Source organism: Deltaproteobacteria bacterium, assembly GCA_035063765.1.
In the GTDB taxonomy this organism is placed as follows: Bacteria; Myxococcota_A; UBA9160; order UBA9160; family PR03; genus CAADGG01.
Genome location: JAPSFT010000030.1, coordinates 1 through 24,682, shown reverse-complemented (window position 1 = coordinate 24,682; position 24,682 = coordinate 1). Strand labels below are relative to the sequence as shown.

Genomic DNA, 24,682 nt, shown 5'->3' with positions numbered 1-24,682 from the left:
TCGATGCTCGGGCGTCTCGGGCGCGAGCCGCTGCTCCACTTCCTGCTGGTCGGGGGGCTGCTGTTCGGCGCCTATCGCGTGCTGCACCCGGCGCCGGAGGGCGGCGAGGCGGAGGACCGCATCGTCGTGACGCAGGACGACCTGCGCCAGATGAGCCTCACGTGGCTCGCGCAGGGACGGCCGCCGCCGACGCCCGGCGAGATGCGGAGCCTGGTCGAGCACTGGGTCCACGACGAGGTCCTGTACCGGGAAGCGCTGGCCCTCGGGCTCGACCAGGGCGACACCATCGTGAAGCGCCGCATGGTCCAGAAGATGGCGTTCCTCGCCGACGACCTCTCGGACCTGCGCGAGCCCACGCGCGCCGAGCTCGAGGCCTGGTTCGCCGAGCACGCCGCGCGCTTCACGCTGCCGCCGCGGGCGAGCTTCCGCCAGCTCTACTTCTCGCCCGACCGCCGCGGCGCGGGGGCGCGCGCGGGCGCCGAGGAGGCCCTCGTCCAGCTCGCGGGCGGGAGCGTGGACCCGGCGGACGCCACGTCGCTCGGTGACCCCTTCGTGCTCCAGCGCTACTACCCGGAGCGCACGCCGGACCAGATCGCGAAGGACTTCGGTCCGGGCTTCGCCGAGGCGCTCTTCGGGCAGGAGCCCGGCGCCTGGCGGGGCCCGATCGAGTCGGGCTTCGGCTGGCACCTGGTCTTCCTCGAGTCGCTCGAGCCGGCGCGGGTGCCCGACTTCGCGGAGGTCGCGGAGGCGGTCGAGACGGCGTGGGTCGAGGAGCAGCGCGACGCCTTCGAACGCCAGGCCTACGAGACGATGAAGGCGCGCTACCAGATCGTCCTTCCCGACGACCTCACGCCCGCGCCCCTGGTGGCCGCCGGCGCGGGCGGGCGATGAGGCCCTGGAGGGGGGTGGCCCTCGGCCTGCTGGCCGCCGCCGCGCTCGCCCACGGAGGGCCGGCGCGCGCGCACGACGCGCGGCCCGCCTACCTGCAGATCCAGGAGATCGCGCCCGGCCGCTACGACCTGCTGTGGCGGACCCCGGTGTTCTCGGGAATGCCGCTCCCGGTGGCGCTCGAGCTTCCCGACTCGGTGCGTGACGTCTCCGAGCCGCGCGTGCGCGCGCTCCCCGACTCGCTCGTCGAGCGCCGGGTCGTCGAAGCGGCCGCCGGCGGGCTCGCCGGGCAGCGCATCGGGTTCGTCGGTCTGCAGGCCACCATCACCGACGTGCTCGTGCGCGTGCAGATGCTCGACGGCACGCACTCGACCACCCTGGTGCGCCCGTCGCGACCCTGGGTCGAGATCGACGCCTCGCGGGGCGCGCTCGCGGTGGCGGGCGCCTATCTCGTGCACGGCGTGCAGCACATCCTGCAGGGCTTCGACCACCTGCTGTTCGTGCTCGCGCTCGTGCTCATCGTGCCGAGCCGCCGCGTGCTCCTGTGGACGATCACCGCGTTCACGGTCGCGCACTCGATCACGCTCGCGCTCGCCACCCTCGGCGTGGTCCGCGTGCCGGGGCCACCGGTCGAGGCCCTGATCGCGCTCTCGATCGCGCTGCTGGCGACCGAGCTGATCCGCTCGGCGCGGGGGGAGCCGAGTCTCACCGCGGAGCGCCCCTGGCTGGTCGCCTTCGCCTTCGGCCTGCTCCACGGCCTGGGCTTCGCCGGTGCGCTCACCCAGGTCGGGCTCCCGGCGAGCGACGTCCCGCTGGCGCTGCTCTGCTTCAACGTCGGCGTCGAGCTCGGCCAGCTCCTCTTCCTCGCGGCCGTCCTCCCGATCGGCGTCGCGATCCGCGCCGCGCTCGGCCCGGCGCGGATCGTCCGGGCACGCTCGCTCGCGAGCTACGGGATCGGCATCCTCGCCGCCTTCTGGTTCTTCGAGCGACTGGCCGGCTTCACGAGCTGAGATCGCTCCGCCCGTCCCGGGCCCGGGACGCCTCCCAGATCGACAGGCTCCCGAAGGGGGAGCCCATCCGCGCGCGCTCGTGCGGCTCCGCGAGGCCTGCCTCCGCCATCAGCGCGGGGATGCGCCCCTCGAGGTTGTCCGCGAGCCGGTCGCCGCGGTGGGAGGCGCGCAGGAGCAGGTGGGTGAGCGCGCCCTGGGCCGGCCCGAAGTCGAGCACGAGGAGCCGGCCGCCGGGGACGAGGACGCGCGCGATCCCGGCGAGGGTGGATCGGCGTCCCTCGTGCGGCAGATGGTGGAACATCAGCGAGGAGAGGACGCGCTCGAAGCAGGCGTCGGGGAAGGGAAGCGCGTCCCCGAAGCCCTGCCGCCACTCGATCGCCGCGCCCTCGCGCGCGGCCTTCGTCCGGGCGCGTGCCAGCGCCTTCGGATCCGGGTCGAGCCCGGTCACGTGGGCGTCGCGCTGGCGCCGCCAGAGCTGGAGCGACAGCGCGCCGGTGCCGCAGCCGAGGTCGAGCACGCGGTCACCCGCGCGGATCGCCGCGGCGTCGAGCAGCCGCTCGCGCTGGCGCTGCGTGCCGAACAGGCGGGTGAGCGGGTCGTAGAGCGGCAGCAGCCAGTCGGCGCCGGCGGCCGGGAGGAAGTCGGGTCGGCGGTCCGGGCCGGAGCGGGGCGAGTCGGGCGGGTGCATGGGTCCTCCGGGGCGCGCTCGCGCCGCGAGCTTCGCGCGGATCGGGGCAGCGGGCGAGCGCCCGGCTGCCGGTCAGTCCTCGCTCCCGGCCTCGCGGTCGCCGAGCAGGAAGCGGCGCATCTTGTCCTGGTCGCGGGCGAGCTGCTGGCGCCAGAAGCGGATCTGCTCGAGGCGGCCGCGGCGCAGCGCCTGGAGCGAGGTGAGGCGCAGGCTCTCGGCGTAGTGCGCCATGAGGGCGAAGTAGCGGCTCGAGAGGTAGCCGACGAGCGGGAACAGCAGCACCGCGAGCGCCAGCTCGAGCCGCCCGAAGCTCGTGACCTGCCGGAGCAGCAGCACGCCCGCGGCGTAGACCACGGCGAAGGCCTGGAGTCCGATCCACAGCTCGTAGGTGGCGAGCTGGCTCGGCTCGCGGATCACGCGCTTCGCGATCCAGCCGGTGACGCGGCGGGGCAGCGCGTTCAGCAGCCAGCCGAAGCCCGCGAGCGGCGCGCCGAGGACGCCGATCACGGCGGCCGGCAGCGTGTCGCGCAGGAGCGGCAGCGCGCCCACCCGGCGGCGCAGCCCGTCCTCGGTGACGCGCACCCGCTCGCGCGCGGCCAGGTAGGCGCCGATGCGCAGCTCGAGGCCCTGCGCCCAGGCGGGCTGGAAGCGCGAGTAGTACTCGATCGCGTCGGCGATGCCCTGCTCGACCTCGATCCGGCGCGTGGCCTCGTCGCCGATCTCGGGCAGCACGAGCGGGTCGGCGACGAAGTCCGGGCCGAAGAGCTCGTTGGCCGCCTTCACGATCGGCGCCTTCCCGAGGTCGTCGAGGTGGACCACCAGCGCCTCGATGCGCTCGCGCAGCTCGGCCGTGAGCGAGGCCACCGTGGCGGCCGGGTCGGCGCGGTAGGCGGCGGCATGGCGGGCGAGGGGGATCGGCGCGCCCACCCGGAGCGTGAGCTCGCCGCGGTGGCGCACGTCCGGGCGCGCGAAGTTGAGCCCGATCGGGACGACGCGCACGCCGAGCGCGAAGCCGCGCCGCGCCTCCGCCTCGAGGCCGATCCGGATCGCGCCGGTGCGCATCTCCTTCACCTGCGGGTCGACGTGGCTGATGCCCTCGGGAAAGATCCCGATCACGCCGCCGGCTTCGAGCAGTGCATGGCAGTGGCGGAAGATCTCGGGGTTGCCGCCCATGCGCTCGGCAGCGTCGAGCTTGCGGTGGATCGGGATCACCCCGAGCCGCGAGAGCAGGCGCGCCCGCCAGGGCGAGTCGAACATCGTGGAGCGCGCCAGGAAGTGCACCTTGCGGCGTGTGGCGAGGCCGATCGAGAAGGCGTCGACGATGCTGCTCGGGTGGTTCGCCGCGAGGATCAGCGGGCCCGTCTCCGGTACGTGTTCGGCCCCGCGCAGGGTCGTGCGCCGGAAGAACGCCCGCATCGCGAGCGCGATCAGCACCCGCGCGAAGCGGTAGAGCCGGTCGGCCTCGGGGTGGACCGGGATCGCGGACGGCGCCGTCATCCGCGGCGGGTGCGGTGGAGGAGGCGGGTCCGCATGCCGGGGCAAGCGTAGAGCAGGTGCCGCCGGCACCGCTGCGGGCGGCCGGCGACGGGACCTGGGGCAGCCCGCCCGGTCCGTCGGCTTGTGTCACCCCGGGCGGGCGCGCCGCTGTCCGGGGCGTCGCGATCCGGTAGCGTCCGGGCCGTGCTGGTCGCCTGCCACGATTGCGATCTCCTGCACCACCTGGGGGTGATCGCCGAAGGGGCGACCGCGCGCTGCCGGCGCTGCGGCGGCCTGCTGCGCCGCCGGCGGCGCAACGGCATCGAGCGCACGGTGGCGCTCGCGCTCGCGGCCGCCGTGCTCTTCGCGGTCGCCAACGCGTTCCCGTTCCTGTCCTTCGACATGAAGGGGCAGGTCACCCAGACCACGCTCGTGACCGGCGTCCTCGACCTCTGGCGCCAGGACATGCCCGAGATCGCGGCGCTCGTCCTCGCCACCTCCGTGCTGGCGCCGCTGCTCCAGATCTCGCTCCTGCTCTACGTGCTGCTCCCGGTCCACGCCGGACGCGTGCCGTGGCAGATGGCGCGCGCCTTCCGGCTGCTGCGGCACGTCCAGCCGTGGAGCATGATGGAGGTGTTCCTGGTCGGGATCCTGGTGGCCGTCACCAAGCTCGCGGGCATGGCCGAGGTGGTGCCGGGGCTCTCGCTGTGGGCGTTTGCGCTGCTGATCGTGGTGCTGGCGGGGGCGATGTCCTCGCTCGACCCGCAGGAGGTCTGGGAGCGGCTCGGGGTGCGCTCGTGAGCGGCGCGCCGCGCACGGGCCGGGCCGCCTCGTGCTGGACCTGCCACGACTGCCGGCTCCTGTGCCGGGTGCCGGCGGGCGCCGCCCACGCTGCGCGCTGCCCGCGCTGCGGCGCTCCCCTCCACGCGCGCAAGCCGGGTAGCCTCGAGCGCACCTGGGCGCTCGTGATCGCCGCCGCCCTCTGCTACCTGCCCGCGAACCTGCTCCCGATCATGACCGTCACCTCGCTCGGCAAGGCGCAGTCCGACACGATCATGAGCGGCGTGGTCTACCTCCTGCACCACGGGATGTGGCCGCTGGCGCTGGTGGTCTTCGTGGCGAGCATCTTCGTCCCCATCCTGAAGCTCGTGATCCTGGTGTTCCTGCTGGTCTCGGTGCGGCGCCGCTCGCGCTGGCGGCCGGCCGAGCGGACCCGGCTCTATCGCGTCACCGAGGCGATCGGCCGCTGGTCGATGGTGGACATCTTCGTGGTCACGATCCTGGTCGCGCTGGTGCGGCTCGGCGCGCTGGCCACCATCGAGGCGCGTTCGGGCGCGGTGTTCTTCGGAGCGGTGGTCGTGTTGACCATGATCGCCGCCGAGTCCTTCGACCCGCGCCTGATCTGGGACGGCTGCGAGGAGGCCGAGGCATGAGCGAGCGCGAACCCCGGGAAGGCGGCTTCGAGGGCGCGGCGGAGGCCGTGGTCGACACGCGGCGGCGTCCCTCGATCGTGTGGCTGATCCCGCTGGTGGCGGCACTGGTGGGCGCCTTCGTCGCCTGGCGCACCTTCGCCGAACGCGGGCCCGCGATCACGATCACGCTCGCGAGCGCCGAGGGACTCGAGGCCGGCAAGACCAAGGTCCGCTACAAGAACGTCGAGGTGGGGCTCGTCGAGGAGGTGGCGCTCGCCGAGGACCTCGGGCGGGTGACCGTGCGCGCGCGCATGGTGCACGGCGCGGAGCGCTACCTGCGCGAGGGGACGCGCTTCTGGGTCGTGAAGGCGCGCGTCTCGGGCGGCCAGGTGTCGGGGCTCGGCACGCTCTTCTCGGGCGCCTACGTCGGCATGGACCCGGTGCTCGAGGGACCCCCGGCCCGCACCTTCCAGGCGCTCGACGTGCCGCCGGTGGTCACCTCCGACGAGCCGGGCCGCTCCTTCGTCCTGCATTCCTATCGCGCCGGCTCCGTGGACGTCGGCTCGCCGGTCTACTTCCGCCGGGTCCAGGTCGGCGAGGTCGTGGCCTCCGAGCTCGACCCGAGCGGCGAGTTCGTGACGGTCCGGGTGTTCGTGCGGGCGCCCTGGGACGAGCGCGTCCGCAGCGGTACGCAGTTCTGGAACGCCAGCGGCCTCGACGTGTCGGTCGGTGCCGACGGCGTGCGCATCGACACCGACTCGGTCATGAGCCTGCTGATCGGCGGCATCGCCTTCGACACGCCGGCGGACGGCGGCTCCGAGCCTGCCGCTGCGGAGACGGTGTTCCCGCTCTACGAGAACCGCGCGGCGACGCGCGAGCGGATGTACACGGTCCGGACCCGCTACGTGCTCTACTTCCACCAGTCGGTGCGGGGTCTGGTGCCCGGCTCGCCGGTCGAGTTCCGCGGGATCCGGATCGGCCAGGTGGTGGACGTCCGGCTGGAGATCGACCCGTCGGGGCAGGGCTTCCGGATCCCGGTCGTGATCGAGATCGAGCCGGAGCGCATCGGCCACCTGCCGGCGCCCGAGCAGCGCCACGCGGCGATGGACGCGCTCGTCGCGCGCGGGCTGCGCGCACAGCTCGGGCGCGGGAACCTCCTGACGGGTCAGCTCGTGGTGTCGCTCGACACGCACCCGGACGCGCCGCCGGCCGCGATCGTCTGGCAGGAGCCCTATCCCGAGCTCCCGACCGTCCCGACGCAGCTCGAGGAGATCACCGACAGCCTGACCCAGCTCGTGAAGCGGCTCGAGAAGATCCCCTTCGACCAGATCGGCGCGGATCTGCGCGGGGCGCTGGCTGCCGCGCACGCCGCCCTCGGCCAGGCCGAACGGACGATGGCCTCGACCCAGGCGCTGGTCGGGCCCGACTCGGCGGTGAACCAGGAGCTGCGCCGCGCGCTCGTCGAGCTGACCGAGGCGTCGCGCTCGCTCGGCCTCGCGGCCGACCAGATCGAGCGCGATCCGAACTCGCTGCTCTTCGGGAAGGGGAGGGAGTGATGCGACGGCGATCCCCCTGCTTCGCCGCCGTGCTCGCCGGCGCGGCCCTGCTCGCCGCCTGCGCGCGCGGCCCCGGGCCGCAGTACTACCGGCTGGCGGCGGGCGAGGCGGGTCCCGTGCCCGCCGCGCGATCCGAGCTGGGCCTCGCGGTCGGCCCCAACGGGTTCCCGCGCTACCTCGAGCGGCCCGAGATCGCGACCCGTGACGGCGCGCAGGAGCTCGTCTTCGCCAACGACCAGCGCTGGGCCGGCTCGCTGCGCGACGACTTCTCGCGCGTGCTCGCCGACGAGCTCGGCCGGCGGCTCGGCACCTCGCGCGTGGCCCTCTACCCGAGCGAGCCGCGCTTCCGCGTCGACTACCGGGTGCTCGTCGACGTGCTCGCCTTCGAGGGCGCGCCCGGCGAGAGCGTCACCCTGCGCGCGCGCTGGCTCGTCGCCGGAGGCGACGGGCGGGCGCTGCTCACCGAGGAGTCGCGCGTCGAGGAGCCGGTGGCGGCGCCGGGCTACCCGGGCCTCGTGTCGGCGCACGCCAGCGCGCTCTCGCGCCTGGCCGGTGAGATCGCCGGCGGGATCGCGACGCTGCCGGGCGCCCGCTGAGAACTCAGCCGCTCGCGGGGGCGGGCGCGCGAGCGGCCGTGCGCCGGAAGGTCCGGGGCGGGACGCCGGTCCAGCGCCGGAAGGCGCGCGTGAAGTTCGCCGAGTCGCTGTAGCCGAGCTCGGTGGAGACGTCGATCACCCTCACGGCGGGGTCGGCCAGCATCCGGCGCGCGGCCTCGAAGCGGGCCGCCTCGAGGACGTCGCTGAAGGTCAGCCCCTGCGCACCGAGCCGGCGCTGGAAGGAGCGCTCGCTCATGCCGGCAGCCTCCGCGGCAACGTGCAGCTCCGCCGCCCCGAGCTGGAGCAGGGCCGACACCGTCCGGTGCACGGAGCCCACGAAGTCGGCCGGCGGCGCGGGCTCGCCGGCCGCCGGCGCAGGGACCGGCCGCACCCCTTCGACGCGCCGGGCGAGCGTGGCGCGCGGGAACCCGAGCGCCATCGTCGGCTGGCGGTAGCGGAGACGCTGCGTCGCCAGGGCCGCGATCTCCCCGGCGTGCCGCGGCGGCTCGCCTTCGAGGTGGATCTCGCGGGGCCTCCAGGTGGGCCCGAGCATCGCCCGGAAGGCGGCGAGCCAGGTAAGGAGGCTGTAGTCGAGCACGTGGGCGCGCCCGGCCCGCAGCGCCCTGCAGTAGGCGAGGTGCAGCCACGCCTCGTCGCCCCGCGCCGCGACCCACAGGCGATAGCCGGTGTTGAAGGTCCGGTAGCTCGCCAGCGCCGCCTGCAGGAAGGCGCCGACCGTCGCCGAGCGCGCGATCAACGCGCCCCATTCGCCGAAGCCGTCGATGACCACGGAGCGGCCGATCCGCAGCCCGAGATCGTCGAGCCCGGTCGCGCGGGCCGCCTCCTCGATCAGCAGGCCGCCGTAGGCGACCGGGACGAGCCCGCCGGCCTCGCGGAAGACCGGGCCGATCCGATCGCGCAGCCCGTGGAGCTGGCCCCCGCCGTTCGTCACGAACTCGAAGAACGGGCGCAGGCTGCTCGCACGGACCAGGGGGATCGCCTGCATCGTCTCGCGCCGCCGCTCCTGCCTCTCGGCCCCAGTCCGGAGCAGGATACGCTCCAGGCCAAGTCGTGTCGCCTCCCGGACGACCCGAACCCCATGACAGGTCCCTGGGGTGAAGACGCAACATCGACCGGCCTCGGCCGGCTGGCGCGTGATGACAGGTGGACGCGCGGCGGCGGGCTACATCGTGGCCGGTCGGGGGTGCCGAGCGCCGACCCCGACCGGGAGGCCGACGATGAACGCCGCACGAACCCTTGCCGGGATCTACCTCGCCCTGGCGCTCGCGGTCGCCTGCGCCTCGAGCCAGGTGAGCGACCGCGAGAGCCAGGTGAGCGGCCGGCTCCCCCGGCCCGACACCATCTGGGTGTACCCGTTCGGGGTCACGCCCGCGGACGTCCCGGGCGCGTCGGCAGCGGCCGGCCGGGTCGACGCGGCGCCGATGAGCGCCGACGAGCTGGCCGAGGGCCGCGAGCTGGGCGCCGAGGTGGCGAGCGCCCTGGCCGACGAGATCCAGCGCATGGGCCTGCCGGCCGCCGTCCCGGTGCCGGGCACGACGCCGCGGATCGACGACATCGTGATCCACGGGTACTTCACGTCGATCCACGAGGGCAGCGCCGCCGAGCGCATGGTGGTCGGCTTCGGGGCCGGCGCCTCCAAGCTCACCACGGTCGTGGAGGGCTTCGAGATGACGCCCGAGGGCCTGCGCAAGCTCGGCTCCGCCTCGGTGGCGACCGGTGGCGCCAAGGGCCCCGGCGCCGCCGTCCCGGCGGCCGTCGCCATCGCGACGGCGAACCCGATCGGCCTGATCGTGTCGAGCGCGGTCAAGGTGGAGGGCGAGGCGAGCGGCCGCAGCACGATCGCGGGCCGGGGGCGGCAGACGGCAAAGGTGATCGCCGAGCAGCTCGAGCCGAAGTTCCGGGAGCAGGGCTGGATCCCGTGAGCGGGATCGCGCCCGGCGGGCGAGGACGGCGATGAGGGGTGGCTTCCGGGCAGGCGCTTGCGCCGTCGCCTTCGCGCTGGCCGTCGCGGCGCTGGCGGCGCCTCCGGCGATCGGCGCCGAGGAGGAGGCCGACCCGTCGCGGCCGCCGATCGTGGACCCGCGCGCCGACCGGCTGCTGCGCGCCATGGGCGACGTCCTCGCCGCTGCGAGCCAGTTCAGCTTCCGCGCCCGCATCGAGTACGACCAGGTGCTGCCGAGCGGGCAGAAGGTCGAGCTCGGCGCGCTCCAGGACGTGGCCGTGCGCCGCCCCGACCGCGTGTACGTCGAGTACGAAGGTGACGCCGGCGCCAACCGGCTGTGGTACGACGGCCGGCAGATCACCGTGCTCGACGGTGAGGAGAACCTCTACGCCGCAGCGCCGATGCCCGGGAAGATCGACCAGGCCATCGACCGCCTGATCGGCCAGTACGGCTTCTCGGCGCCGCTCTCCGACTTCCTGTACAGCGATCCCTACCGGGTCCTGCGCGCGCGCGCGCAGTTCGGGCTCTACCTCGGCGAGACCTCGGTCGAGGGCGTGCGCTGCCATCACCTGGCCTTCGTCGACAAGGCGATCGACTGGCAGATCTGGATCCAGGACGGGACCCAGCTCGTCCCGTGCAAGGTCGTGATCACCTACAGCCGGCTCCCCGGCGAGCCCCGCTTCGCGGCCACCTTCTCGGACTGGGATCTCGGGGCGCGCCTCGCGGACGTCCGCTTCGAGCCGATGCTCCCGCCCGACGCCGCGCGCATCGACTTCGTCGCGGCGATGAAGAAGGCGGAGGCCCGGTGATGCGGAGGACATTCGCGATCGCGCTGGCGGCGGGCCTGCTGCTCGCACCGCTCGCCGGTCAGGCGCGCGGCTTCGGCGGCGGTGGCTTCGCGGGGCGCGGCGGTGGCGGCTTCGGGGGCGGCGGCCGTCTCGGCGGTGGGGGATTCGGCGGTGGCGGGGGCTTCGGCCAGGGCCACTTCGGTGGCGGCGGGCTCGGCAGCGTCGGCGCTTCGGGCCGGCTCGGCGGGGAGGGCGGGACGCGCTCCCTCGAGGGCGGCCAGGGCAACGCCCAGGACCGCCAGTCGCAACGCCAGTCCTGGTCGTCCGGCAACCAGGCGAACCGCCAGGCGACCGCCGAGAGCATGCAGTCGAGCCGCCAGTCCACGGGCGAGAGCATGCAGCAGAGCCGGGAGTCGACGGCCCAGACGATGCAGAAGAACGCCTACGACCACTGGGACGGCTACTACGACCACAACGCCGGCTACTACGGCGGCGCCTGCTACGGCTGCGGCGGGGGCAGCGAGGCGGGCGCGGCAGCCGTGGGCGCCCTCGCGGGCCTGGCCGTCGGGGCCAGCGTCGCGAGCCTGCCGCCCCGCACCACGACGGTGTACGTGGCCGGCAGCCCGTACTACTACGACGGCAGCCACTACTACGCGCCGCAGGGCTCGGGCTACCAGGTCGTGAAGCCGCCGCAAGGCGCCGCCGTCGCGAAGCTGCCGCAGGGCGCCGTGCGGCAGGACATCGGCGGCACGACCTACTACTACGCCGACGGGAGCTTCTACAAGCCCTTCTACAACGGCAGCAGCGCGATCTACCAGGTCGTTCCTCCGCCCTCGAGCTAGTCCGGACGATCCGTGCGCCGCCTGACACCGATCGCTGCTTCGTCCGTGCTCCTCGCGCTGCTGGCCGCGGGGCCCGCCGCCGCCGCGGACCCCGCGCCGGTGGCGCCGGCCGCAGGGGCCGGGGCCCGCAGCGCCACCGAGATCAACAAGCAGCTCAGCAACCCGGTGAGCGACCTGTGGTCGATCACGTTCCAGCAGAACAACTTCCTGCTCGGCTACGAGACGCCCGAGCACGGCGACCGCTGGAGCTCGAACCTGCTGTTCCAGCCGGTCCTCCCGGTCTCGATCTCGGAGGACTGGAACCTGATCACCCGCCCGGTGATCCCGCTCTTCGCCTCCCAGCCGCACCCGGACGAAGAGGACCCGTTCCATGCCAACCGCTCGACGGCCTTCGGCGACACCGCCTTCCTGCAGCTCGCCTCGCCCACTTCGAAGCTCGTCGGCAAGTGGCTGCTCGGAGTGGGCCCCACGTGGGTCTTCCCCACCGCGGGGTCCGACTACACCGGGAGCGGACGCTGGCAGGTCGGGCCGGCGGCGGTCGCGGGCTACCTCTCGGAGAAGTGGATCGCCGGAGCCCTGTTCCAGAACTGGTGGTCCTTCGCCGGCTCGAACGGCCGTGACGACGCCCACTCGATGAACCTCCAGCCCTTCTTCGCGTACTTCCTGCCGGACGGCTGGAGCGTGGGCTACTCCGGCAACGTGCTCGCCAACTGGAAGGCCAACCGGCTGGGCGACGTCTGGACCGTTCCGCTCGGGCTGAGCGTCGCCAAGGTGGTGAAGCTCGGCCGGCTGCCGGTGCGGCTCGGGCTCGCGGGGCAGTACATGGTCGTCAGCCCCGACGAGTACGGCCAGCGGTGGAACGTCCAGGTCACCGTGGCCCCGGTCCTCCCGAAGCTGGTCCACGGCCAGCTCTCCGAGCCGTCCAGCCTGCGCTTCGGTCTCGAGCCGGGGGGATGAGCTTTCGCGCGAACGCCGCGCCCGAAGTCGCGTAGAATGGCCGCCCGGGCGCCGGTCGCCCGCAACGACTCCGGCCCGCCCGGCGGGACGAAGGAGACCACGATGAGCGCAGCAAGCCCTTCGACAGCGCGGAAGCTCCTCGGTGCCCTGGCGCTCGGCAGCGTCGTCGCGGCGGCCCCGGCCGCCGCCGAGCTGGCGGCCTGGGACCAGGCACGCGTCACCGCGATCGCCGGCCAGTGGGCCGATGCCGCGGACGCCTGGCAGCAGGCCCTCCGCGACCAGCCGGGCGGCCAGATCGGCTCGGGCGACGCGGAGCAGGCGTTCGGGCTCGGCCAGAAGGCCGAGGCGCTGCACGTCCAGACCCGCGCCCTGGCCGGGCACCTCGCGAAGGGCGAGGGCTACGACAAGACCCGCAACTACTACCGCGACGTGAAGGAGCTGGTCGACGACAGCGACGAGCTCGCGCAGCGCGCCGAGCTCGACGAGCCCACGATGGACGCCTGGGCGAAGGTCGTCGACCTGCAGCGGCAGATCGCGCCCTACTACGATCCGAAGGCGGACGCGGAGACGGCGCCGTGACCGCGCGCGCCGCTCGCGCCGGTGCGGCGGTCGCCTCTCTCCTGTGTCTGGCAGCGCCCGCCGGCGCCGAGCTGCCCGAGGCGGGCGCCCTGCTCGCCAGCCTGGGCCTCTCGCCCGGCGAGGTCGCCCAGGTGGAGGCCGGCCAGCTCGTCCGCCACGACGTGGCGCCCGCTTCCGAGCGCGAGCTCACGGCCGGGCTCGCCTTCCACGTTCCGCTCCCGCCCGCGCAGCTCGTGGCGAACTCGAAGCAGGACCTGCTCGACCGCGTCGATCCCAACCTGATCGGCTATGGCGCCGTCCCCGCACCCGGAAGCCTCGCCGCCTTCGCGAAGCTCACGCTCGAGCCGGGTGCGGCGACGCGCGCGGCGCAGTACACGAGCGCGCAGCCGGGTGGGAACCTGAACCTCTCCGCCGAGGAGATCGCGGCCTTCCAGGGGCTCGGGAGCGGCGCCTCGCCCGCGGCCGTCGAAGCGCAGGTGCGCGCGGCGCTCCTCGCCCGCGTGCAGGCCTACCGCACGAAGGGCCTGGCCGGCATCGCGCCCTACGCGCTCGCCGGCGGCAAGACCCGCTCCCCCGCCGAGGAGATCCGCACCGCAACGAACGCCTCGAAGAAGCTCGAGCAGTACGCGCCGGCCGCCTTCCAGCTCCTCCAGGACTACCCGAACGGCAAGCCGCCGGGCACCGAGGAGATCCTCCGCTGGTCGCAGTTCGACGCGCACGGCACCCCCACGATCGCCCTCACCCACGTGCTGATCGTGCCCGACGGCGACGCCTACCTCCTCGCGCAGCGGCAGTTCTACGTGAGCACGGGCTACAACGCCGAGCAGGCGCTCGCGGCCTTCCTGCCCGCGAAGGACGGGGGGACGGTCGTGGTCTACGGCAACCGCACCTCGACCGACCAGATCACCGGCTTCGGCGGGGGCACCAAGCGCTCGCTCGGCAGCAAGATCCTGGCCTCGCAGCTCGAGACGATGTTCGAGAAGGCGCGCGCCGCGGCGAAGTGAGCGCTAGAAGCGGTAGCCGATCCCGATCATCGGCCCGTGCATCCGGATCTCGTTGTCGTCGTTGTCGGCCGCGATCGTGCGGTGGCCGAGCGCCGCGACCCAGTGGTCCGTGAAGCGGTACGAGAGCAGCGTCGTCACCATCCACGAGAAGTCCGGCGCGTCGCCGACGCCGAAGCCGCCGACGCTCGCGAGCGTCTCGAGCTGCAGGCGGGAGGTGAAGTCGTTCTGCACCCGGAGCCCGACGGCGGGCGCGAACCAGTCGCTGTTGCCGCCGAAGTTGCGCTGGTTGCCCGGAAACCGGCCGATCGGGCTCGGGTCGAGCTCGAGGCTCGCCGAGAGGTAGGTGTAGTTGACCCCCGCCAGCGCATCGAGGCCGAAGACCCGCTCGTCGCCGGCCGTCGCGGTCCCGAAGAGCCCTCCGGGCCGCGCGTAGAGCCGGTAGCCTCCGAGGAGCTGCACGAAGGTCATGGTCTGGCGCGCGTCGGCGTGCACCTGGAGCACCTCCCGCTCGAAGGCGCTCTCCTCCTCGAGCTGGGACCAGGCGACGTCGAGCACCCCGACGAAGCGGTGCCAGCGCCCCGTGACGCGGCCCATCGCGGCGAGGTCGAGGTTCTCGATGACGTCGCCCATGTCGACGTCGAAGTGCTCGCGGCCGTTGCGGGTCTCGACCGACGCGTCGAGGGCGGGCACCCAGCCGTAGGGCATGAGCTCGAGCTCCCAGTCCCGGGGCGGCGGCGGCTCCGCCTGGGCGGCGGCGGCGAGCAGGATCGGGGCGAGCGACAGGGCGAGGCAGGACGATCGCATCACGGAACCTCCAGTAAGGGCGGACCCTGCCCGCCGGGCGCGCAGGGCGCCTGTCATCCGGCGCCAGCAGGCGACCCCGGCTCATCCGGCGCAGGCCCCCCGGGCTCCCCTTGCGCCTCCTCGGTCCAGACCGCCGCGGCCGACTTGCCCTCGGCGTCGGCGCGCTCGGCGACGCGCTCGCGCACGTGGAGCAGCAGCGCGGCCACGTGGTCCCGCGCCACGTCGACGGGGGCCAGCAGCTCGGCGAGCGCGCGGTGGTCCTCGATCTCTCCGCTCGCAAAGCGTCCCAGGGTCTCGCGCTTGAGCTCGAGCAGCTCGCGCTGGAGCCCGATCAGGCGCTCGAGGTCGAGCTCCGAGGCGAGCTCGTGGTCGACCAGCCGCTGCTCGACGGCGGCCACCCGCAGCATGTGGCCTGCGTAGAGCCGATCGCGACGCGCGGCACGGGCCTGGCGCAGGGCCTGCCAGAGGAAGAGCGCACCGCCGAGCAGCGCGCCGGCCACCCCCAGCGAGTTGTTGAGCTTGTCCACGTCGCCGGCGCTCAGGATCGGCTCGCCGCGCGCCAGGAAGGCCTGGCTTCCCGCGTGGAGCAGCATGCGCGGCCGCCCGGCGAGCGCCTTGCGATCGAGCGGAGGGTGCGCGAGGCGCGCGAAGCGGGAGCCGTAGACGATCTCGAGCACGTGCTCGACGACCTCGACCGGCACGTCCGCGTGCGCCACCAGCAGCAGGGTCGCACCGAGCGTCGGGATCGCCGCGGGCGGCACCGGGGGGTTCGTCCGGTACATGTAGGCGGGGATCTCGGCGTCGTGGACGTCGCCGAGATCGAGCTTGCCCGCGTCGGCGGTGCCGCGCTCGGCCTGGGTGAGCAGCGTGCGCAGGCGCAGGGCGGGCGCGAAGGGGAGCGGCACGAGCTCGAAGCCCGCCTTCCGGACGAGGGGCATCGCGAGGAGCGAGGGCACCGTCGCGAGGTGGAAGACCACGTCGGGGAGCGCGTCGCGCTCGCCGCTGGCGATCCGGCTCTCGAGCTCCGGGAGGTCGACGCTCTCGACGATCGTGCCCGCCTGCCGCGCCTCCTCGGAGTCGAGGCCCGCGAAGACCAGCACCGCCTGCGCGAGCTCCGCGCCCGCCGAGCCCGCGGGTCCGACGTCGATCCGCCGCCCGCGCAGGCCGGCGAGCGTCTCGCCGACGGCGCCGGCGAGCCCCGGCTTCACGAGCACGTGCAGCGCCTCGGCGTGGAGCGGCGCCACCTCGCGGACCTCCGGATAGGGCTTCGTGCGCAGCGCGGCCGACACGAGCGCGAGGTCGATCGCGCGCCGATCCACCTGCTCGAGCTCGTCGCCGACCACCGGGTGGGCTTCCGCCGGGAGCCCGGTCGCCCGGAGGCGCCGGGCGAGGCCTTGCACGATCAGGTTCCGCGAGGTTCCGGCCGGCCCGCCGGTGATCCGGATCGGGCCCGACGGCGCGGGCCGGCGCGCGACCATCTGCGCGACCCCGATCGCGACCCCGATCGCGCCGATCGCGAGGGCCACCCGGACGCCGCGGGGTCTGGAGCTTCGTTTCGACACCGGCGCGCACCAGCATACCGGGCTGCGCCGTGCCGCGCGCCGGCCTCAGGGAGCGGGCGTCTGGGGAGCTGGCGTCTCGGCTGCCGGTGTCTCGGGCGCCGCTGCGGGGGAGGGCGCCGGGGCCGGAGACGCAGGCTTCTCCACCCCGATGTCGATCTTGCGGTACTGCTCGCACTCGAGGCGCATCGCCTGGATCTGCTCGCGCAGGAGATCGTTCTCGGTCTCGATGCGCTGGATCTCGTCGGGCGTGATCCGGCAGGCGGGCAGGGGGAGGGCGGCGAGCGCAGCCAGCAGGAGGCGGGCGGGGCGCGGCATGCGCGCAGCTTGGCGGAGCTGCGCGCGGCTCCGGCTCCGCCGCCGCCGGCCGAGGAGCGCAATCGTCGCGAGGGCGGCAGCGCCGGCCGTCGCCCCCGGCTCCGGCAGCAGCTCCGGGTCGCAGGGGAGGCCGCGGTAGGCGAGGTCGACCGCCGTGCTGCCGATCTCGGCCGCCCAACCGAGCTCGTACGCCTCCGGGCCCAGTGCGACGCGCTCGCGTGCCAGCTCCTCGAGGGCGATCAGGTCGTCGCGCTCCTCCTCGGCGAAGTGCTCGAGGTCGGCGAGCGCGCCCGTGAGCAGCTCGGAGACCACCACGAGGTCCTCGTAGTAGTCGAGCTCCAGGTAGGGCGGCGCCCAGGGCACGAAGGTCGGGCGCGCCTCCGACTCGGCGAGCGCGAGGACCAGGCGGAAGGCCACCTCGGCCTGGTCGGCGAGCTTGCGGAAGTCGACGACGTCGACCTCGTCGGCGCCGCTGTGATAGCAGGCGTTCGTCGAGTCCCCGAAGTAGACGATCGGGACGTGGGCGGAGAGGAAATAGGCGTAGTCGCTGCGGCCCTGGCCGAAGATCTGGGAGAGCGGGCGGATCCCGAGGTCGCCCGCCGCGATCGCGTCGGCGGTCATCTGCTCGAGGAGCGCACCGCCCGACTCGGCGCCCACGGCGAAGCTCGTGCGCCGCACGCTCGGCGCGAGGTTCGAGCCGATCAGGTCGAGGTTCACGTAGGCCGACACGTTCGCGAGCGGGATCGGCGGATGATCGGTGAACCACTTGGAGCCGATCAGCCAGGCCTCCTCGGCGTCCCAGAGCGCGACGACGATCGAGCGGCGCGGCGGTGCGGGCAGCGCGGCGATGGCGCGCGCGATCGCGAGCACCGCGGCCGTGCCGGAGGCGTTGTCGGCGGCGCCGTTGCAGAGGTCGTCGCCGTCGAGTGAGCGACAATCGGCCGGCGACAGGTGGTCGTAGTGGCCACCCACCACCACGTACTCGCCGGCGAGGTCGCCGCCCGGGATCAGGGCGACGACGTTCGCGAGCACCAGCTCGCCGAACTCCTCGGGGTTCGTGAACTGCTGGAGGAAGGCCGCGCGCCCCTCGAGCCCGCTCATCAGCCCGTCGGCGATCGGGTCGAGCTCGTCGATCAGGAAGTCCTGGGTCGCGAGCCAGCGCACGGTGGGCTCGACGGCGCGCGCCACGGCCGCGGCGGCCTCGACCTCGGAGGGCTCGAAGGGCGCGGCCGGTGCGGGCGCGAGGAGCAGGGCCGGGAGGCCTGCGGCGAGAAGCAGGGAGCGGCTCACGGCGACCCCTTTCGGGCCGGAAGGCTAGCCCGCCCGCTCGGCGAAGCGCTCGCGCACCTTGCGGCGCAGGAGCTTGCCGGTCTCGTTGTAGGGGAGCGCGTCCACGAACGCGACGTGCTCCGGCGTGCGCGAGGAGCGCAGGCGCTCCTTCACCCACTGCTGGATCTCGGCGGCGCGCGCGTCGCATCCGGGCTTCAGCACGATCGCGGCCGCCACCGCCTCGCCCCACTGGAGGTCGGGGACGCCGACGACGGCGGCGTCGGCCACGGCCTCGTGCTCGCGCAGGACGTCCTCGATCTCGCCGGGCGAGAGGTTCTCGGCCCCCCGCACGATCACGTCGTCGATGCGGCCTTCGAGGAAGAGGTAGCCGTCCGCGTCGAGGTGGCCGGCGTCGCGGGTCGGGAAGAAGCCGTCGCCGAGGAGCCGGCTGCCGGCGCCCAGGTACTCCCCCGACACCTGCTCGCCGGCCACGTGGACCTCGCCGCGCTCGCCGGGCGGGAGGACCCGGCCCTCGGCGTCGCGGATCTCGACGCGCACCGAAGGGATGGGCCTGCCCACGGAGGTGATCCGCCGGCGCACGGCCGGGTCGTCGCTCGCCGCCGCCTCGCGGTGGTCCTCGGGGCCGAGGATCGCGATCGTCGAGCTGGTCTCGGTGAGGCCGTAGGCGTTCGTGAAGTCGGTCCCGGGCAGGAGCTCCATGGCGCGCTCGATCACGGGCTGGGGCATCCGGCCGCCGCCGTAGGAGAGCGCGCGCAGGTGGGGAAGGCCGGCGCTCGACTGGCCGGCGAGCGCGTCCACGATGCGCGCGAGCATGGTCGGGACCACCATCGCGTGGGTGACCTTCTCGCGGCGCGCGGCGGCGAGCCAGGCCTCGGCCGTGAACGAGGGGAGCAGCACGATGCGCCGCCCCGAGTAGATGCTGCTCGCGAGCGACGCCACGCCCGCGATGTGGTAGGGCGGAACGCAGACGAGCTGCGCTGCGTCCTCGGCCGCGCCCAGGAACTCGACCGTGCCGAGGATGTAGGACACCAGGTGGCCGTGGCGCAGGACGGCGGCCTTCGGCGCGCCGGTCGTCCCGCTCGTGAAGAGCAGGAGCGCCACCTCCTCGGGATCCATCCCCCACTCGGGGGCGAGCCGCTCCGCGCCGGCGCTGCGCGCGTGGCGCAGGAAGTCCTGCCGCGGGAGCGCCTGGACGCCGGGCCGCTGCGGGAGCGCGCCCTCGCGCTCGGGTGCGGAGAGGACGAGCGCGGGCTCGACGCGCGCCAGCAGCGCGGGCAGCTCCTGGTCGGTGAGCCGGTAGTTGAGCGGGACGAAGGGGAGCCCGGACCAGGCGGCCCCGAAGAGCGCGATCGGAAAGGCGAGGCTGCTCTCGTCGAGCATCGCGAAGCTGCGGACCCCCGCAGCCCGCGCCCGCGCGCCGGCCGCGCCCGCAGCCTGGAACAGCTCGGCGTAGGTCAGCCGATCCTCGCCGTGCGTGACCGCGACGCGGTCGCCCGCCTGCGAGGCCGCCATCTCGAGCAGCATCATGAGGTTCATCGCGCGATCAGCCTCCGCGGCGCGGGGTCGCCAGCGGTCAGGACGACGGCGTGGCCGTCCAGCAGCCCCATTCCAGGCTCTCCCCTATTACGAGACGGAACGTATCAAAATAGCCCCCCCCGTCCAGCCGACCACCCCGAATCGCCGGGACTCGAATCGCCGGGGACAGTCCCCGAATCGCCGGATCGCCGGATCGCCGGGACTGTCCCCTCTTCAGAGGAACCGGGCGTAGTGGTCGAGGACGGGGAGGACCTGCTCGCGCGGGGCGGAGGGCAGGCGCAGCACGGCCTCCGTGACTCCGAGCGAGGCGTAGTAGTCGAGCTTCGCGCGCTCGGGCAGGACGCCCATCGGGACCACGTGCAGCGCCGACGGATCGCGGCCGCGTGCGGTGAGGGCGCGGCGCAGTGCGGGGAGCGCCTCGCGCAGGCCGGCGCCGCCGATCGGCATCCAGCCGTCGGCCCACTCGGCCAGATGCGCGAAGAGCTTCGGGCCTGCGCCGCCGCCGAGCAGGATGCGCGGCCGCGGCTGCTGCACCGGCTTCGGCCACTGCCAGCTCGGTGCGAAGCGAAGGTGCTCGCCCGCGAAGCCCGCTACGTCCTCCGACCAGAGCGCCTGCATTGCGAGCATCACCTCGCGAACGTGCTCGCGGCGACGCTCGAACGCCACGCCGTGGTCGCGCATCTCCTCGCGGTTCCAGCCGAAGCCGACCCCCACGACGACCCGCCCGCCCGAGAGGTGGTCGAGCGTGGCGATCGTCTTGGCGAGCGCGATCGGGTCGCGCTGCGCCACCAGCGCAATGCCGCTGCCGAGCCGGATGCGCGAGGTCACGGCCGCCGCCGTCGCGAGCCCCACCCACGGATCGAGCGTGCGGCGGTACTCGTCGGCGAGCTCCCGCTCACCGGTGGGCGGGGGCGTCTCGCGGCTCACCGGGATGTGGGTGTGCTCGGGGACGAAGAGCGAGGCGAAGCCGCGCGCCTCGGCCTCGCGCGCGAGCTCGGCCGGCGCGATCGAGCGATCGGTCGCGAAGATCGTGACGCCGAGCTCCATCGTCCTCCTCCGGGCGGGACACGGTACCGGGTCGCGCGAGGGCGACCATGCCCGTGAGCGGCCCCGACACCCCCGAGGTCGCGCTCCGGATCGAGTCCGTTCCGGAATGGATCCGGGGCTTCGGCCCCGTGAAGGAGCGTCACCTGGAGGAGGCGCAGGCCCGCCAGCGGGAGCTCCTCGCCGAGCTCCGCCGCTGACGAGACCGCCGCGGCCCGCGATCGCCCCCCCGGCGGCCCGCGCTTTGTGGCATGATGCGCCCGCCCCGCCGCAGCCTCCGCGCCACCCTGGAGCCGGCGCTTCGCGTGAGGGACGACATCTGAGCGAGCAACGACGAACGGATGCGCAGGCCGTCCCGAACGGCAGCGCCGCGACGACAAGATCGCGCGTCTTCGCCGCCGCGAAGCAGGCCCTCACGGAGAAGGGCCTGGAGGTCGACATCCACGAGGTGATCGCGCGGGCCGGGGTCGGCGCCGGGACCGTCTACCGCCACTTCAGCAGCAAGGAGGCGCTCTACCGCGCCGTGGCGAACGAGATGGTGGACCGCACCCGCCGCGAGTTCTTCGAGATCGCCTCCAAGTACGGCGACGCGCGGGAGTGCATCGCCCGCACCATGGAGCTCGGCTTCCGCAACCTGCGCGACTACGGCCAGCTCGCGATCGAGCTGTTCGGCGGCATCCACCCGCCGGAGTACGGCGACCTGTTCGAGCGCCCCGCGCTCGAGGCGTTCTTTCGCGCGCTGATCCAGCGCGGCATCCAGCAGGGCCACTTCCGCGAGGACGTCGACCTCGAGCACGCGGTCGGCGTCTGGTTCGCGCTCACCGCCCCCGGGATGCTCGGGCGGCTGCTCGAGACGCGCAGCGTCGAGGCGATCGCCGCCCAGACGACGCACTTCTTCCTGGCGGGCCTGAGCGGGGACTGACCCGGGCCCCGCTCTCCGCGCAGCCGGGCCCCGCTCTCAGCGCAGCCAGCCGGGCGGCACACCGGCGCGGCGCGCGCGCTCCTCGAAGCGCTCGAGGTCGCCGCGCGCCGCCTCGCGCGCGGCACGCTGCTCGTCGCAGCGCTTGATCGCGACCCACCGGACGCGGCCATCGCGACCTCTGACGGTGTAGCCTCCGATACCGTCGTACACGCGCGGCGCCTCGGTCTCCTCGCACTCCCGGGCGCGCGCCTCGGAGAGGGTGAGCCCCGCGACCCGTGCCTCGTGCTCGTCGCGCCACCAGCCCTCGTCGTGGCCGCCGATCTCCTCGGACGCCGCGGGGGCGGCGAGCAGGAGGATCGCGGCCAGCAGGGAGCGCCGGGACGACATGGCCCCTGGATCGGAGCGCCGGATCCGACCCTTGAGAGGCGGGCGGGGGTAGACTGCGCGAGCAGGGGAGGCGTCGGATGGGGGCGTGGTCGGCCGGGCTCCGAACCGCAGCGGTGTCGGCGATCGCGGTCGCCACCGCGCTGGCGGCCGTCCTGGCCGCCGCTGCGCTCTGGGTGGACGGGCCGGCCTCGCGCGGGCTGGCCGGCAGCCTCGCCGCGGCGTTCGCGCTGGCCTGCGTCGTGAGCGCGGCGCGCGTGCGTCCCGCCCGGCGTGCCGCGCTGGTGGTCCTCGTGCTGGCCGGCGCCGTCGCCGTCTGGTGGCTGCGCATCCCCCCGCGCAACGACCGCGACTGGCTTCCCGAGGTGGCTCGCACGGCGCGTGCCACGGTCGCCGGCGATCACCTCACGATCGAGAACGTGCGCGCCTTCCGCTGGCGCAGCGAGACCGACTTCGACGAGCACTGGGAGACCCGGAGCTGGAACCTGGCCCGGCTCACCGGCGCCGACGTCTTCTTCTCGCAATGGGACTCCCCCTACATCCTGCACACGATCGTGAGCTGGACCTTCTCCGATGCGCCGCCGCTCGCGATCTCGATCGAGACGCGCAAGGAGCGCGGTGAGACCTACTCGGCCGTGCGGGGCTTCTTCCGGCAGTTCGAGCTCTACTACGTGGTGGCGGACGAGCGCGACGTGATCGCGCTGCGGGCCGGCCCGCGCGGCGAGCAGGTGCGGCTCCATCACGTCCGGATGCCGCTCCCCGAGGCGCGCGCGATCCTGCTCGACTACCTGCGCGAGCTGAACGAGCTCGCCGAGCGGCCGCGCTGGTACAACGCGCTCACCCACAACTGCACGACCTCGATCCGCCAGCACGTGCAGCTCGCGGGACGCCAGAGTCCCTGGAGCTGGAAGATCCTCGTGAACGGCTTCCTCGAGGAGCGGATGTACGAGCGGGGCGCCGTCGACACGAGCCTTCCCTTCGCCACGCTGCGCGCGCGCAGCGACGTCACGGCGCGGGCCCGTGCGGCGCAGGACGATCCGGCCTTCTCGCTGCGGATCCGGGAAGGGCTCCCGGGCTCCCTGCCATGACGAGGCGCACCCCGGGCGTGCCCTCGTCACGGCGACCGTGGCATGCTCCGCGGCCCATGGAAGGCCCATGCCGCAGCCGGCCACCCGCGCCCCGATCGCGCTCCTCCTGCTCGGGCTCGCGCGCCGTGGGGCCCGCTTTCCCGAGGGCCTCCCGCTCGCGCGCTGGGAGCCCGGCCGGCCGAAGCTGCTGCGGGCACCCGACCGGCGCGACGACCTGATGGTGACCCTGGCCTTCTCGGGCGGCGGGACGCGGGCGGCCGCCCCGCAGCCGGCGCGGTGAAGCGGCTCGCGCTCGGCGCCCTGCTCGCGTTCGCGCTGCTCGCGAGCTGCGGCGAGGAGCGCAGCCCCGGCGCTGCCGGCGCGCCCCGTTCCGCGCCGGTGCCCGCGCTCGCCGCTCCGGCGGACCCGTCCCGAGCAGTCCCCCCGCCGGAGCCGGCCTACGCGGGCGCGGCCCGCTGCGCCGGCTGCCATGCCGCCGAGGCCGCGGCCTGGCGCGGCTCGCACCACGACCGCGCGATGGAGGAGGCCAGCGAGGCCAGCGTCGAAGGCGACTTCGACGATGCCACCTTCGCGCGCGCCGGCGTCGTCTCGCGCTTCTTCCGGCGCGACGGCCGCTACCGGGTGGAGACCGAGGGCGCCGGCGGCGAGCCCGCCACCTTCGAAGTGGCCTGGACCTTCGGCGTGGATCCCCTCCAGCAGTACCTGGTGCGCGTCCCGGGCGGCGGCGTGCAGGCGCTCGACGTCGCCTGGGACGCGCGCCCGCGCGAGGCCGGGGGCCAGCGCTGGTTCGCGCTCCATCCGGACGAGCACATCCCCCCCGGCGACGTGCTGCACTGGACCGGGCCGGCCCTGCGCTGGAACCGCCAGTGCGCCGACTGCCACTCCACCGATCTGCGTCGCGGCTACGATCTGGCCCGCGATCGCTACGACACCACCTGGGCCGAGCTCGACGTGGCCTGCGAGGCCTGCCACGGCCCGGGCGCGGCCCACGTCGCCTGGGCGGAGGCGGCCGGCCGCGGCGAGCCGGGCGGTGCGGGCCGCAGCCTCCCGGCGCGCTTCCCGCCCGTGCGACCCGGCGACTGGGTCCTCGATCCCGGCGCGCCGATCGCGCGCCTGCGCGCGCCGCGCGGCGAGCGCACGGAGCTCGAGACCTGCGCGCCCTGCCACGCGCGCCGCACGCGCCTGCGCGAGGGCAGCCGCCCGGGCGAGCCCTTCCTCGACGCCTTCCGCCCGGCGCTGCTCGAGGAAGGGCTCTACGAGGCCGACGGCCAGATGCGCGACGAGGTCTACGTCTACGGCTCCTTCCTGCAGAGCCGCATGCACGCGGCCGGCGTCACCTGCAGCGACTGCCACGACCCGCACTCGCTGCGCCGCCGCGCCGAGGGCAACGCGCTCTGCGGCGGCTGCCATCGCGCCGAGGTCTTCGACGTGCCGGCGCACCACCACCACGCCGCCGGCTCGCCGGGGGCCCGCTGCGTCGCGTGCCACATGCCGGCGCGCACCTACATGGTCGTCGACGTGCGCCACGACCACTCCTTCCGCGTGCCGCGCCCGGACCTCTCGGCCGCGATCGGGACGCCGAACACCTGCAACGACTGCCATGCCGAGCGCAGCCCTGCGTGGGCGGCCGAGGCCGTCGCGCGCTGGTTCCCGGCCGGCCGGCGCGGGACGCCGCACTACGGCGAGGCGCTCGCCGCGGGCCGCGCCGGCCTGCCCGGCGCCGACGCCCGGCTCACGGCGCTCGCCGGCGATCCGTCGGTGCCCGCGATCGCGCGCGCGACGGCGCTCTCGCTGCTCGAGCGCCCGGGCGCCGCGGCGCTCCGCCGCGCCGCTGCCGACCCCGACCCGCTCGTGCGGCTCGGCGCGCTCGAGGCCGCGGCGCGCGCGGCGCCGGCCGAGCGGCTCGGCGCCCTGCAGCCGCGCCTGCGCGATCCGCGGCTCGCGGTGCGGAGCGAGGCGGGGCGCGCCCTCGCGGACG

The 24,682-nt window shown here is 74.5% G+C and carries 26 protein-coding genes; 17 read left to right on the top strand and 9 right to left on the bottom strand.

All coding sequences use genetic code 11. The features are described from left to right. Positions 1–3 precede the first annotated feature (3 nt). Both OZ948_17720 and OZ948_17715 read left to right on the top strand, forming a co-directional pair. The gene (locus OZ948_17720; GenBank protein ID MEB2346568.1) at positions 4–891 is read left to right on the top strand and encodes a peptidylprolyl isomerase; all 888 of its coding nucleotides are present in this window, start codon (positions 4–6) and stop codon (positions 889–891) included. Further along, positions 888–1,898, top strand: coding sequence for a HupE/UreJ family protein (locus tag OZ948_17715; GenBank protein MEB2346567.1), 1,011 nt, complete (start codon positions 888–890; stop codon positions 1,896–1,898). The genes OZ948_17720 and OZ948_17715 overlap by 4 nt, the downstream gene beginning before the upstream one ends. Here OZ948_17715 and OZ948_17710 read toward each other — a convergent pair. Next, complete coding sequence (locus OZ948_17710; GenBank protein ID MEB2346566.1) at positions 1,888–2,586, bottom strand: methyltransferase domain-containing protein; 699 nt, start codon at positions 2,584–2,586, stop codon at positions 1,888–1,890. The genes OZ948_17715 and OZ948_17710 overlap by 11 nt on opposite strands. A gap of 72 nt (positions 2,587–2,658) precedes the next feature. Beyond that, positions 2,659–4,083 carry a 1-acyl-sn-glycerol-3-phosphate acyltransferase gene (locus tag OZ948_17705; protein MEB2346565.1) on the bottom strand — a complete coding sequence of 475 codons (1,425 nt, stop codon included), beginning with the start codon at positions 4,081–4,083 and terminating at the stop codon, positions 2,659–2,661. A gap of 183 nt (positions 4,084–4,266) precedes the next feature. Here OZ948_17705 and OZ948_17700 point away from each other — a divergent pair, with 183 nt between their 5' ends. Genes OZ948_17700 through OZ948_17685 form a run of 4 tightly spaced genes read left to right on the top strand, consistent with a single transcriptional unit; the run spans position 4,267 to position 7,626 of the window. Next, on the top strand, positions 4,267–4,863 hold the full coding sequence (locus OZ948_17700) for a paraquat-inducible protein A (GenBank protein ID MEB2346564.1): 597 nt from the start codon (positions 4,267–4,269) through the stop codon (positions 4,861–4,863). Further along, the gene (locus OZ948_17695) at positions 4,860–5,495 is read left to right on the top strand and encodes a paraquat-inducible protein A (protein ID MEB2346563.1); all 636 of its coding nucleotides are present in this window, start codon (positions 4,860–4,862) and stop codon (positions 5,493–5,495) included. Before OZ948_17700 ends, OZ948_17695 begins: the two co-directional genes overlap by 4 nt. Further along, positions 5,492–7,030 (top strand): MlaD family protein, encoded by a 1,539-nt coding sequence (locus OZ948_17690; protein MEB2346562.1) that lies wholly within the window; start codon positions 5,492–5,494, stop codon positions 7,028–7,030. Before OZ948_17695 ends, OZ948_17690 begins: the two co-directional genes overlap by 4 nt. After that, positions 7,030–7,626, top strand: coding sequence for a PqiC family protein (locus OZ948_17685; GenBank protein MEB2346561.1), 597 nt, complete (start codon positions 7,030–7,032; stop codon positions 7,624–7,626). The genes OZ948_17690 and OZ948_17685 overlap by 1 nt, the downstream gene beginning before the upstream one ends. 4 nt (positions 7,627–7,630) lie before the next feature. Here OZ948_17685 and OZ948_17680 read toward each other — a convergent pair whose 3' ends face one another. Then, positions 7,631–8,632, bottom strand: a complete 1,002-nt coding sequence (locus OZ948_17680; GenBank protein MEB2346560.1) for an AraC family transcriptional regulator ligand-binding domain-containing protein — start codon at positions 8,630–8,632, stop codon at positions 7,631–7,633. A gap of 232 nt (positions 8,633–8,864) precedes the next feature. On the opposite strand from OZ948_17680, the gene OZ948_17675 reads away from it, so the two are divergent. The 6 genes from OZ948_17675 (at position 8,865) to OZ948_17650 (ending at position 13,759) form a co-directional block, all read left to right on the top strand. Continuing rightward, entirely contained in the window at positions 8,865–9,569 is a 705-nt protein-coding gene (locus OZ948_17675) for a DUF4410 domain-containing protein (protein MEB2346559.1), read from the top strand. Between the two features lie 31 nt (positions 9,570–9,600). Next, positions 9,601–10,398 carry a DUF2092 domain-containing protein gene (locus OZ948_17670; GenBank protein MEB2346558.1) on the top strand — a complete coding sequence of 266 codons (798 nt, stop codon included), beginning with the start codon at positions 9,601–9,603 and terminating at the stop codon, positions 10,396–10,398. Further along, on the top strand, positions 10,398–11,219 hold the full coding sequence (locus OZ948_17665; protein MEB2346557.1) for a DUF6515 family protein: 822 nt from the start codon (positions 10,398–10,400) through the stop codon (positions 11,217–11,219). The genes OZ948_17670 and OZ948_17665 overlap by 1 nt, the downstream gene beginning before the upstream one ends. A 12-nt stretch (positions 11,220–11,231) precedes the next feature. After that, positions 11,232–12,176, top strand: coding sequence for a hypothetical protein (locus OZ948_17660; GenBank protein MEB2346556.1), 945 nt, complete (start codon positions 11,232–11,234; stop codon positions 12,174–12,176). Between the two features lie 102 nt (positions 12,177–12,278). Beyond that, positions 12,279–12,755 (top strand): hypothetical protein, encoded by a 477-nt coding sequence (locus tag OZ948_17655; protein MEB2346555.1) that lies wholly within the window; start codon positions 12,279–12,281, stop codon positions 12,753–12,755. Then, entirely contained in the window at positions 12,752–13,759 is a 1,008-nt protein-coding gene (locus OZ948_17650) for a hypothetical protein (GenBank protein ID MEB2346554.1), read from the top strand. Before OZ948_17655 ends, OZ948_17650 begins: the two co-directional genes overlap by 4 nt. 3 nt (positions 13,760–13,762) lie before the next feature. On the opposite strand, the gene OZ948_17645 is transcribed toward OZ948_17650, so the two are convergent. From OZ948_17645 to OZ948_17625, 5 genes are all read right to left on the bottom strand, one after another. Further along, a complete protein-coding gene (locus tag OZ948_17645; GenBank protein MEB2346553.1) occupies positions 13,763–14,563 on the bottom strand; it encodes a hypothetical protein in 801 nt (266 codons plus the stop codon). Positions 14,564–14,616: 53 nt separating this feature from the next. Further along, on the bottom strand, positions 14,617–16,089 hold the full coding sequence (locus OZ948_17640) for a hypothetical protein (protein ID MEB2346552.1): 1,473 nt from the start codon (positions 16,087–16,089) through the stop codon (positions 14,617–14,619). 81 nt (positions 16,090–16,170) lie between these two features. Next, the gene (locus OZ948_17635; protein ID MEB2346551.1) at positions 16,171–17,730 is read right to left on the bottom strand and encodes a M20/M25/M40 family metallo-hydrolase; all 1,560 of its coding nucleotides are present in this window, start codon (positions 17,728–17,730) and stop codon (positions 16,171–16,173) included. A 24-nt stretch (positions 17,731–17,754) separates the two neighbouring features. Next, complete coding sequence (locus OZ948_17630) at positions 17,755–19,266, bottom strand: class I adenylate-forming enzyme family protein (GenBank protein ID MEB2346550.1); 1,512 nt, start codon at positions 19,264–19,266, stop codon at positions 17,755–17,757. Between the two features lie 213 nt (positions 19,267–19,479). Beyond that, entirely contained in the window at positions 19,480–20,313 is an 834-nt protein-coding gene (locus OZ948_17625) for a TIGR03619 family F420-dependent LLM class oxidoreductase (GenBank protein ID MEB2346549.1), read from the bottom strand. Between the two features lie 53 nt (positions 20,314–20,366). Between OZ948_17625 and OZ948_17620 the strand changes: the two genes are divergently transcribed. Next, positions 20,367–20,510, top strand: coding sequence for a hypothetical protein (locus OZ948_17620; GenBank protein MEB2346548.1), 144 nt, complete (start codon positions 20,367–20,369; stop codon positions 20,508–20,510). Between the two features lie 44 nt (positions 20,511–20,554). Next, positions 20,555–21,232, top strand: coding sequence for a TetR/AcrR family transcriptional regulator (locus tag OZ948_17615; protein ID MEB2346547.1), 678 nt, complete (start codon positions 20,555–20,557; stop codon positions 21,230–21,232). 36 nt (positions 21,233–21,268) lie between these two features. Here OZ948_17615 and OZ948_17610 read toward each other — a convergent pair whose 3' ends face one another. Beyond that, positions 21,269–21,619 (bottom strand): hypothetical protein, encoded by a 351-nt coding sequence (locus OZ948_17610; protein MEB2346546.1) that lies wholly within the window; start codon positions 21,617–21,619, stop codon positions 21,269–21,271. A gap of 113 nt (positions 21,620–21,732) precedes the next feature. On the opposite strand from OZ948_17610, the gene OZ948_17605 reads away from it, so the two are divergent. The 3 genes from OZ948_17605 to OZ948_17595 all read left to right on the top strand — a co-directional run. Beyond that, positions 21,733–22,704 carry a DUF4105 domain-containing protein gene (locus OZ948_17605; protein MEB2346545.1) on the top strand — a complete coding sequence of 324 codons (972 nt, stop codon included), beginning with the start codon at positions 21,733–21,735 and terminating at the stop codon, positions 22,702–22,704. A gap of 67 nt (positions 22,705–22,771) precedes the next feature. Continuing rightward, complete coding sequence (locus OZ948_17600; protein MEB2346544.1) at positions 22,772–22,984, top strand: hypothetical protein; 213 nt, start codon at positions 22,772–22,774, stop codon at positions 22,982–22,984. Continuing rightward, the coding region (locus OZ948_17595; GenBank protein ID MEB2346543.1) for a multiheme c-type cytochrome at positions 22,981–24,682 on the top strand (1,702 nt) is incomplete at its 3' end. The genes OZ948_17600 and OZ948_17595, both read left to right, overlap by 4 nt.

What these genes read in the sequence shown, in the direction of transcription:
- OZ948_17720 (MEB2346568.1), top strand. Translation starts at nt 4, where the DNA reads ATGCTCGGGCGTCTCGGGCGCGAGCCGCTGCTCCACTTCCTGCTGGTC.
- OZ948_17715 (MEB2346567.1), top strand. Translation starts at nt 888, where the DNA reads ATGAGGCCCTGGAGGGGGGTGGCCCTCGGCCTGCTGGCCGCCGCCGCG.
- OZ948_17710 (MEB2346566.1), bottom strand. Translation starts at nt 2,586, where the DNA reads ATGCACCCGCCCGACTCGCCCCGCTCCGGCCCGGACCGCCGACCCGAC.
- OZ948_17705 (MEB2346565.1), bottom strand. Translation starts at nt 4,083, where the DNA reads ATGACGGCGCCGTCCGCGATCCCGGTCCACCCCGAGGCCGACCGGCTC.
- OZ948_17690 (MEB2346562.1), top strand. Translation starts at nt 5,492, where the DNA reads ATGAGCGAGCGCGAACCCCGGGAAGGCGGCTTCGAGGGCGCGGCGGAG.
- OZ948_17685 (MEB2346561.1), top strand. Translation starts at nt 7,030, where the DNA reads ATGCGACGGCGATCCCCCTGCTTCGCCGCCGTGCTCGCCGGCGCGGCC.
- OZ948_17680 (MEB2346560.1), bottom strand. Translation starts at nt 8,632, where the DNA reads ATGCAGGCGATCCCCCTGGTCCGTGCGAGCAGCCTGCGCCCGTTCTTC.
- OZ948_17675 (MEB2346559.1), top strand. Translation starts at nt 8,865, where the DNA reads ATGAACGCCGCACGAACCCTTGCCGGGATCTACCTCGCCCTGGCGCTC.
- OZ948_17670 (MEB2346558.1), top strand. Translation starts at nt 9,601, where the DNA reads ATGAGGGGTGGCTTCCGGGCAGGCGCTTGCGCCGTCGCCTTCGCGCTG.
- OZ948_17665 (MEB2346557.1), top strand. Translation starts at nt 10,398, where the DNA reads ATGCGGAGGACATTCGCGATCGCGCTGGCGGCGGGCCTGCTGCTCGCA.
- OZ948_17655 (MEB2346555.1), top strand. Translation starts at nt 12,279, where the DNA reads ATGAGCGCAGCAAGCCCTTCGACAGCGCGGAAGCTCCTCGGTGCCCTG.
- OZ948_17645 (MEB2346553.1), bottom strand. Translation starts at nt 14,563, where the DNA reads ATGCGATCGTCCTGCCTCGCCCTGTCGCTCGCCCCGATCCTGCTCGCC.
- OZ948_17630 (MEB2346550.1), bottom strand. Translation starts at nt 19,266, where the DNA reads ATGAACCTCATGATGCTGCTCGAGATGGCGGCCTCGCAGGCGGGCGAC.
- OZ948_17625 (MEB2346549.1), bottom strand. Translation starts at nt 20,313, where the DNA reads ATGGAGCTCGGCGTCACGATCTTCGCGACCGATCGCTCGATCGCGCCG.
- OZ948_17610 (MEB2346546.1), bottom strand. Translation starts at nt 21,619, where the DNA reads ATGTCGTCCCGGCGCTCCCTGCTGGCCGCGATCCTCCTGCTCGCCGCC.
- OZ948_17600 (MEB2346544.1), top strand. Translation starts at nt 22,772, where the DNA reads ATGCCGCAGCCGGCCACCCGCGCCCCGATCGCGCTCCTCCTGCTCGGG.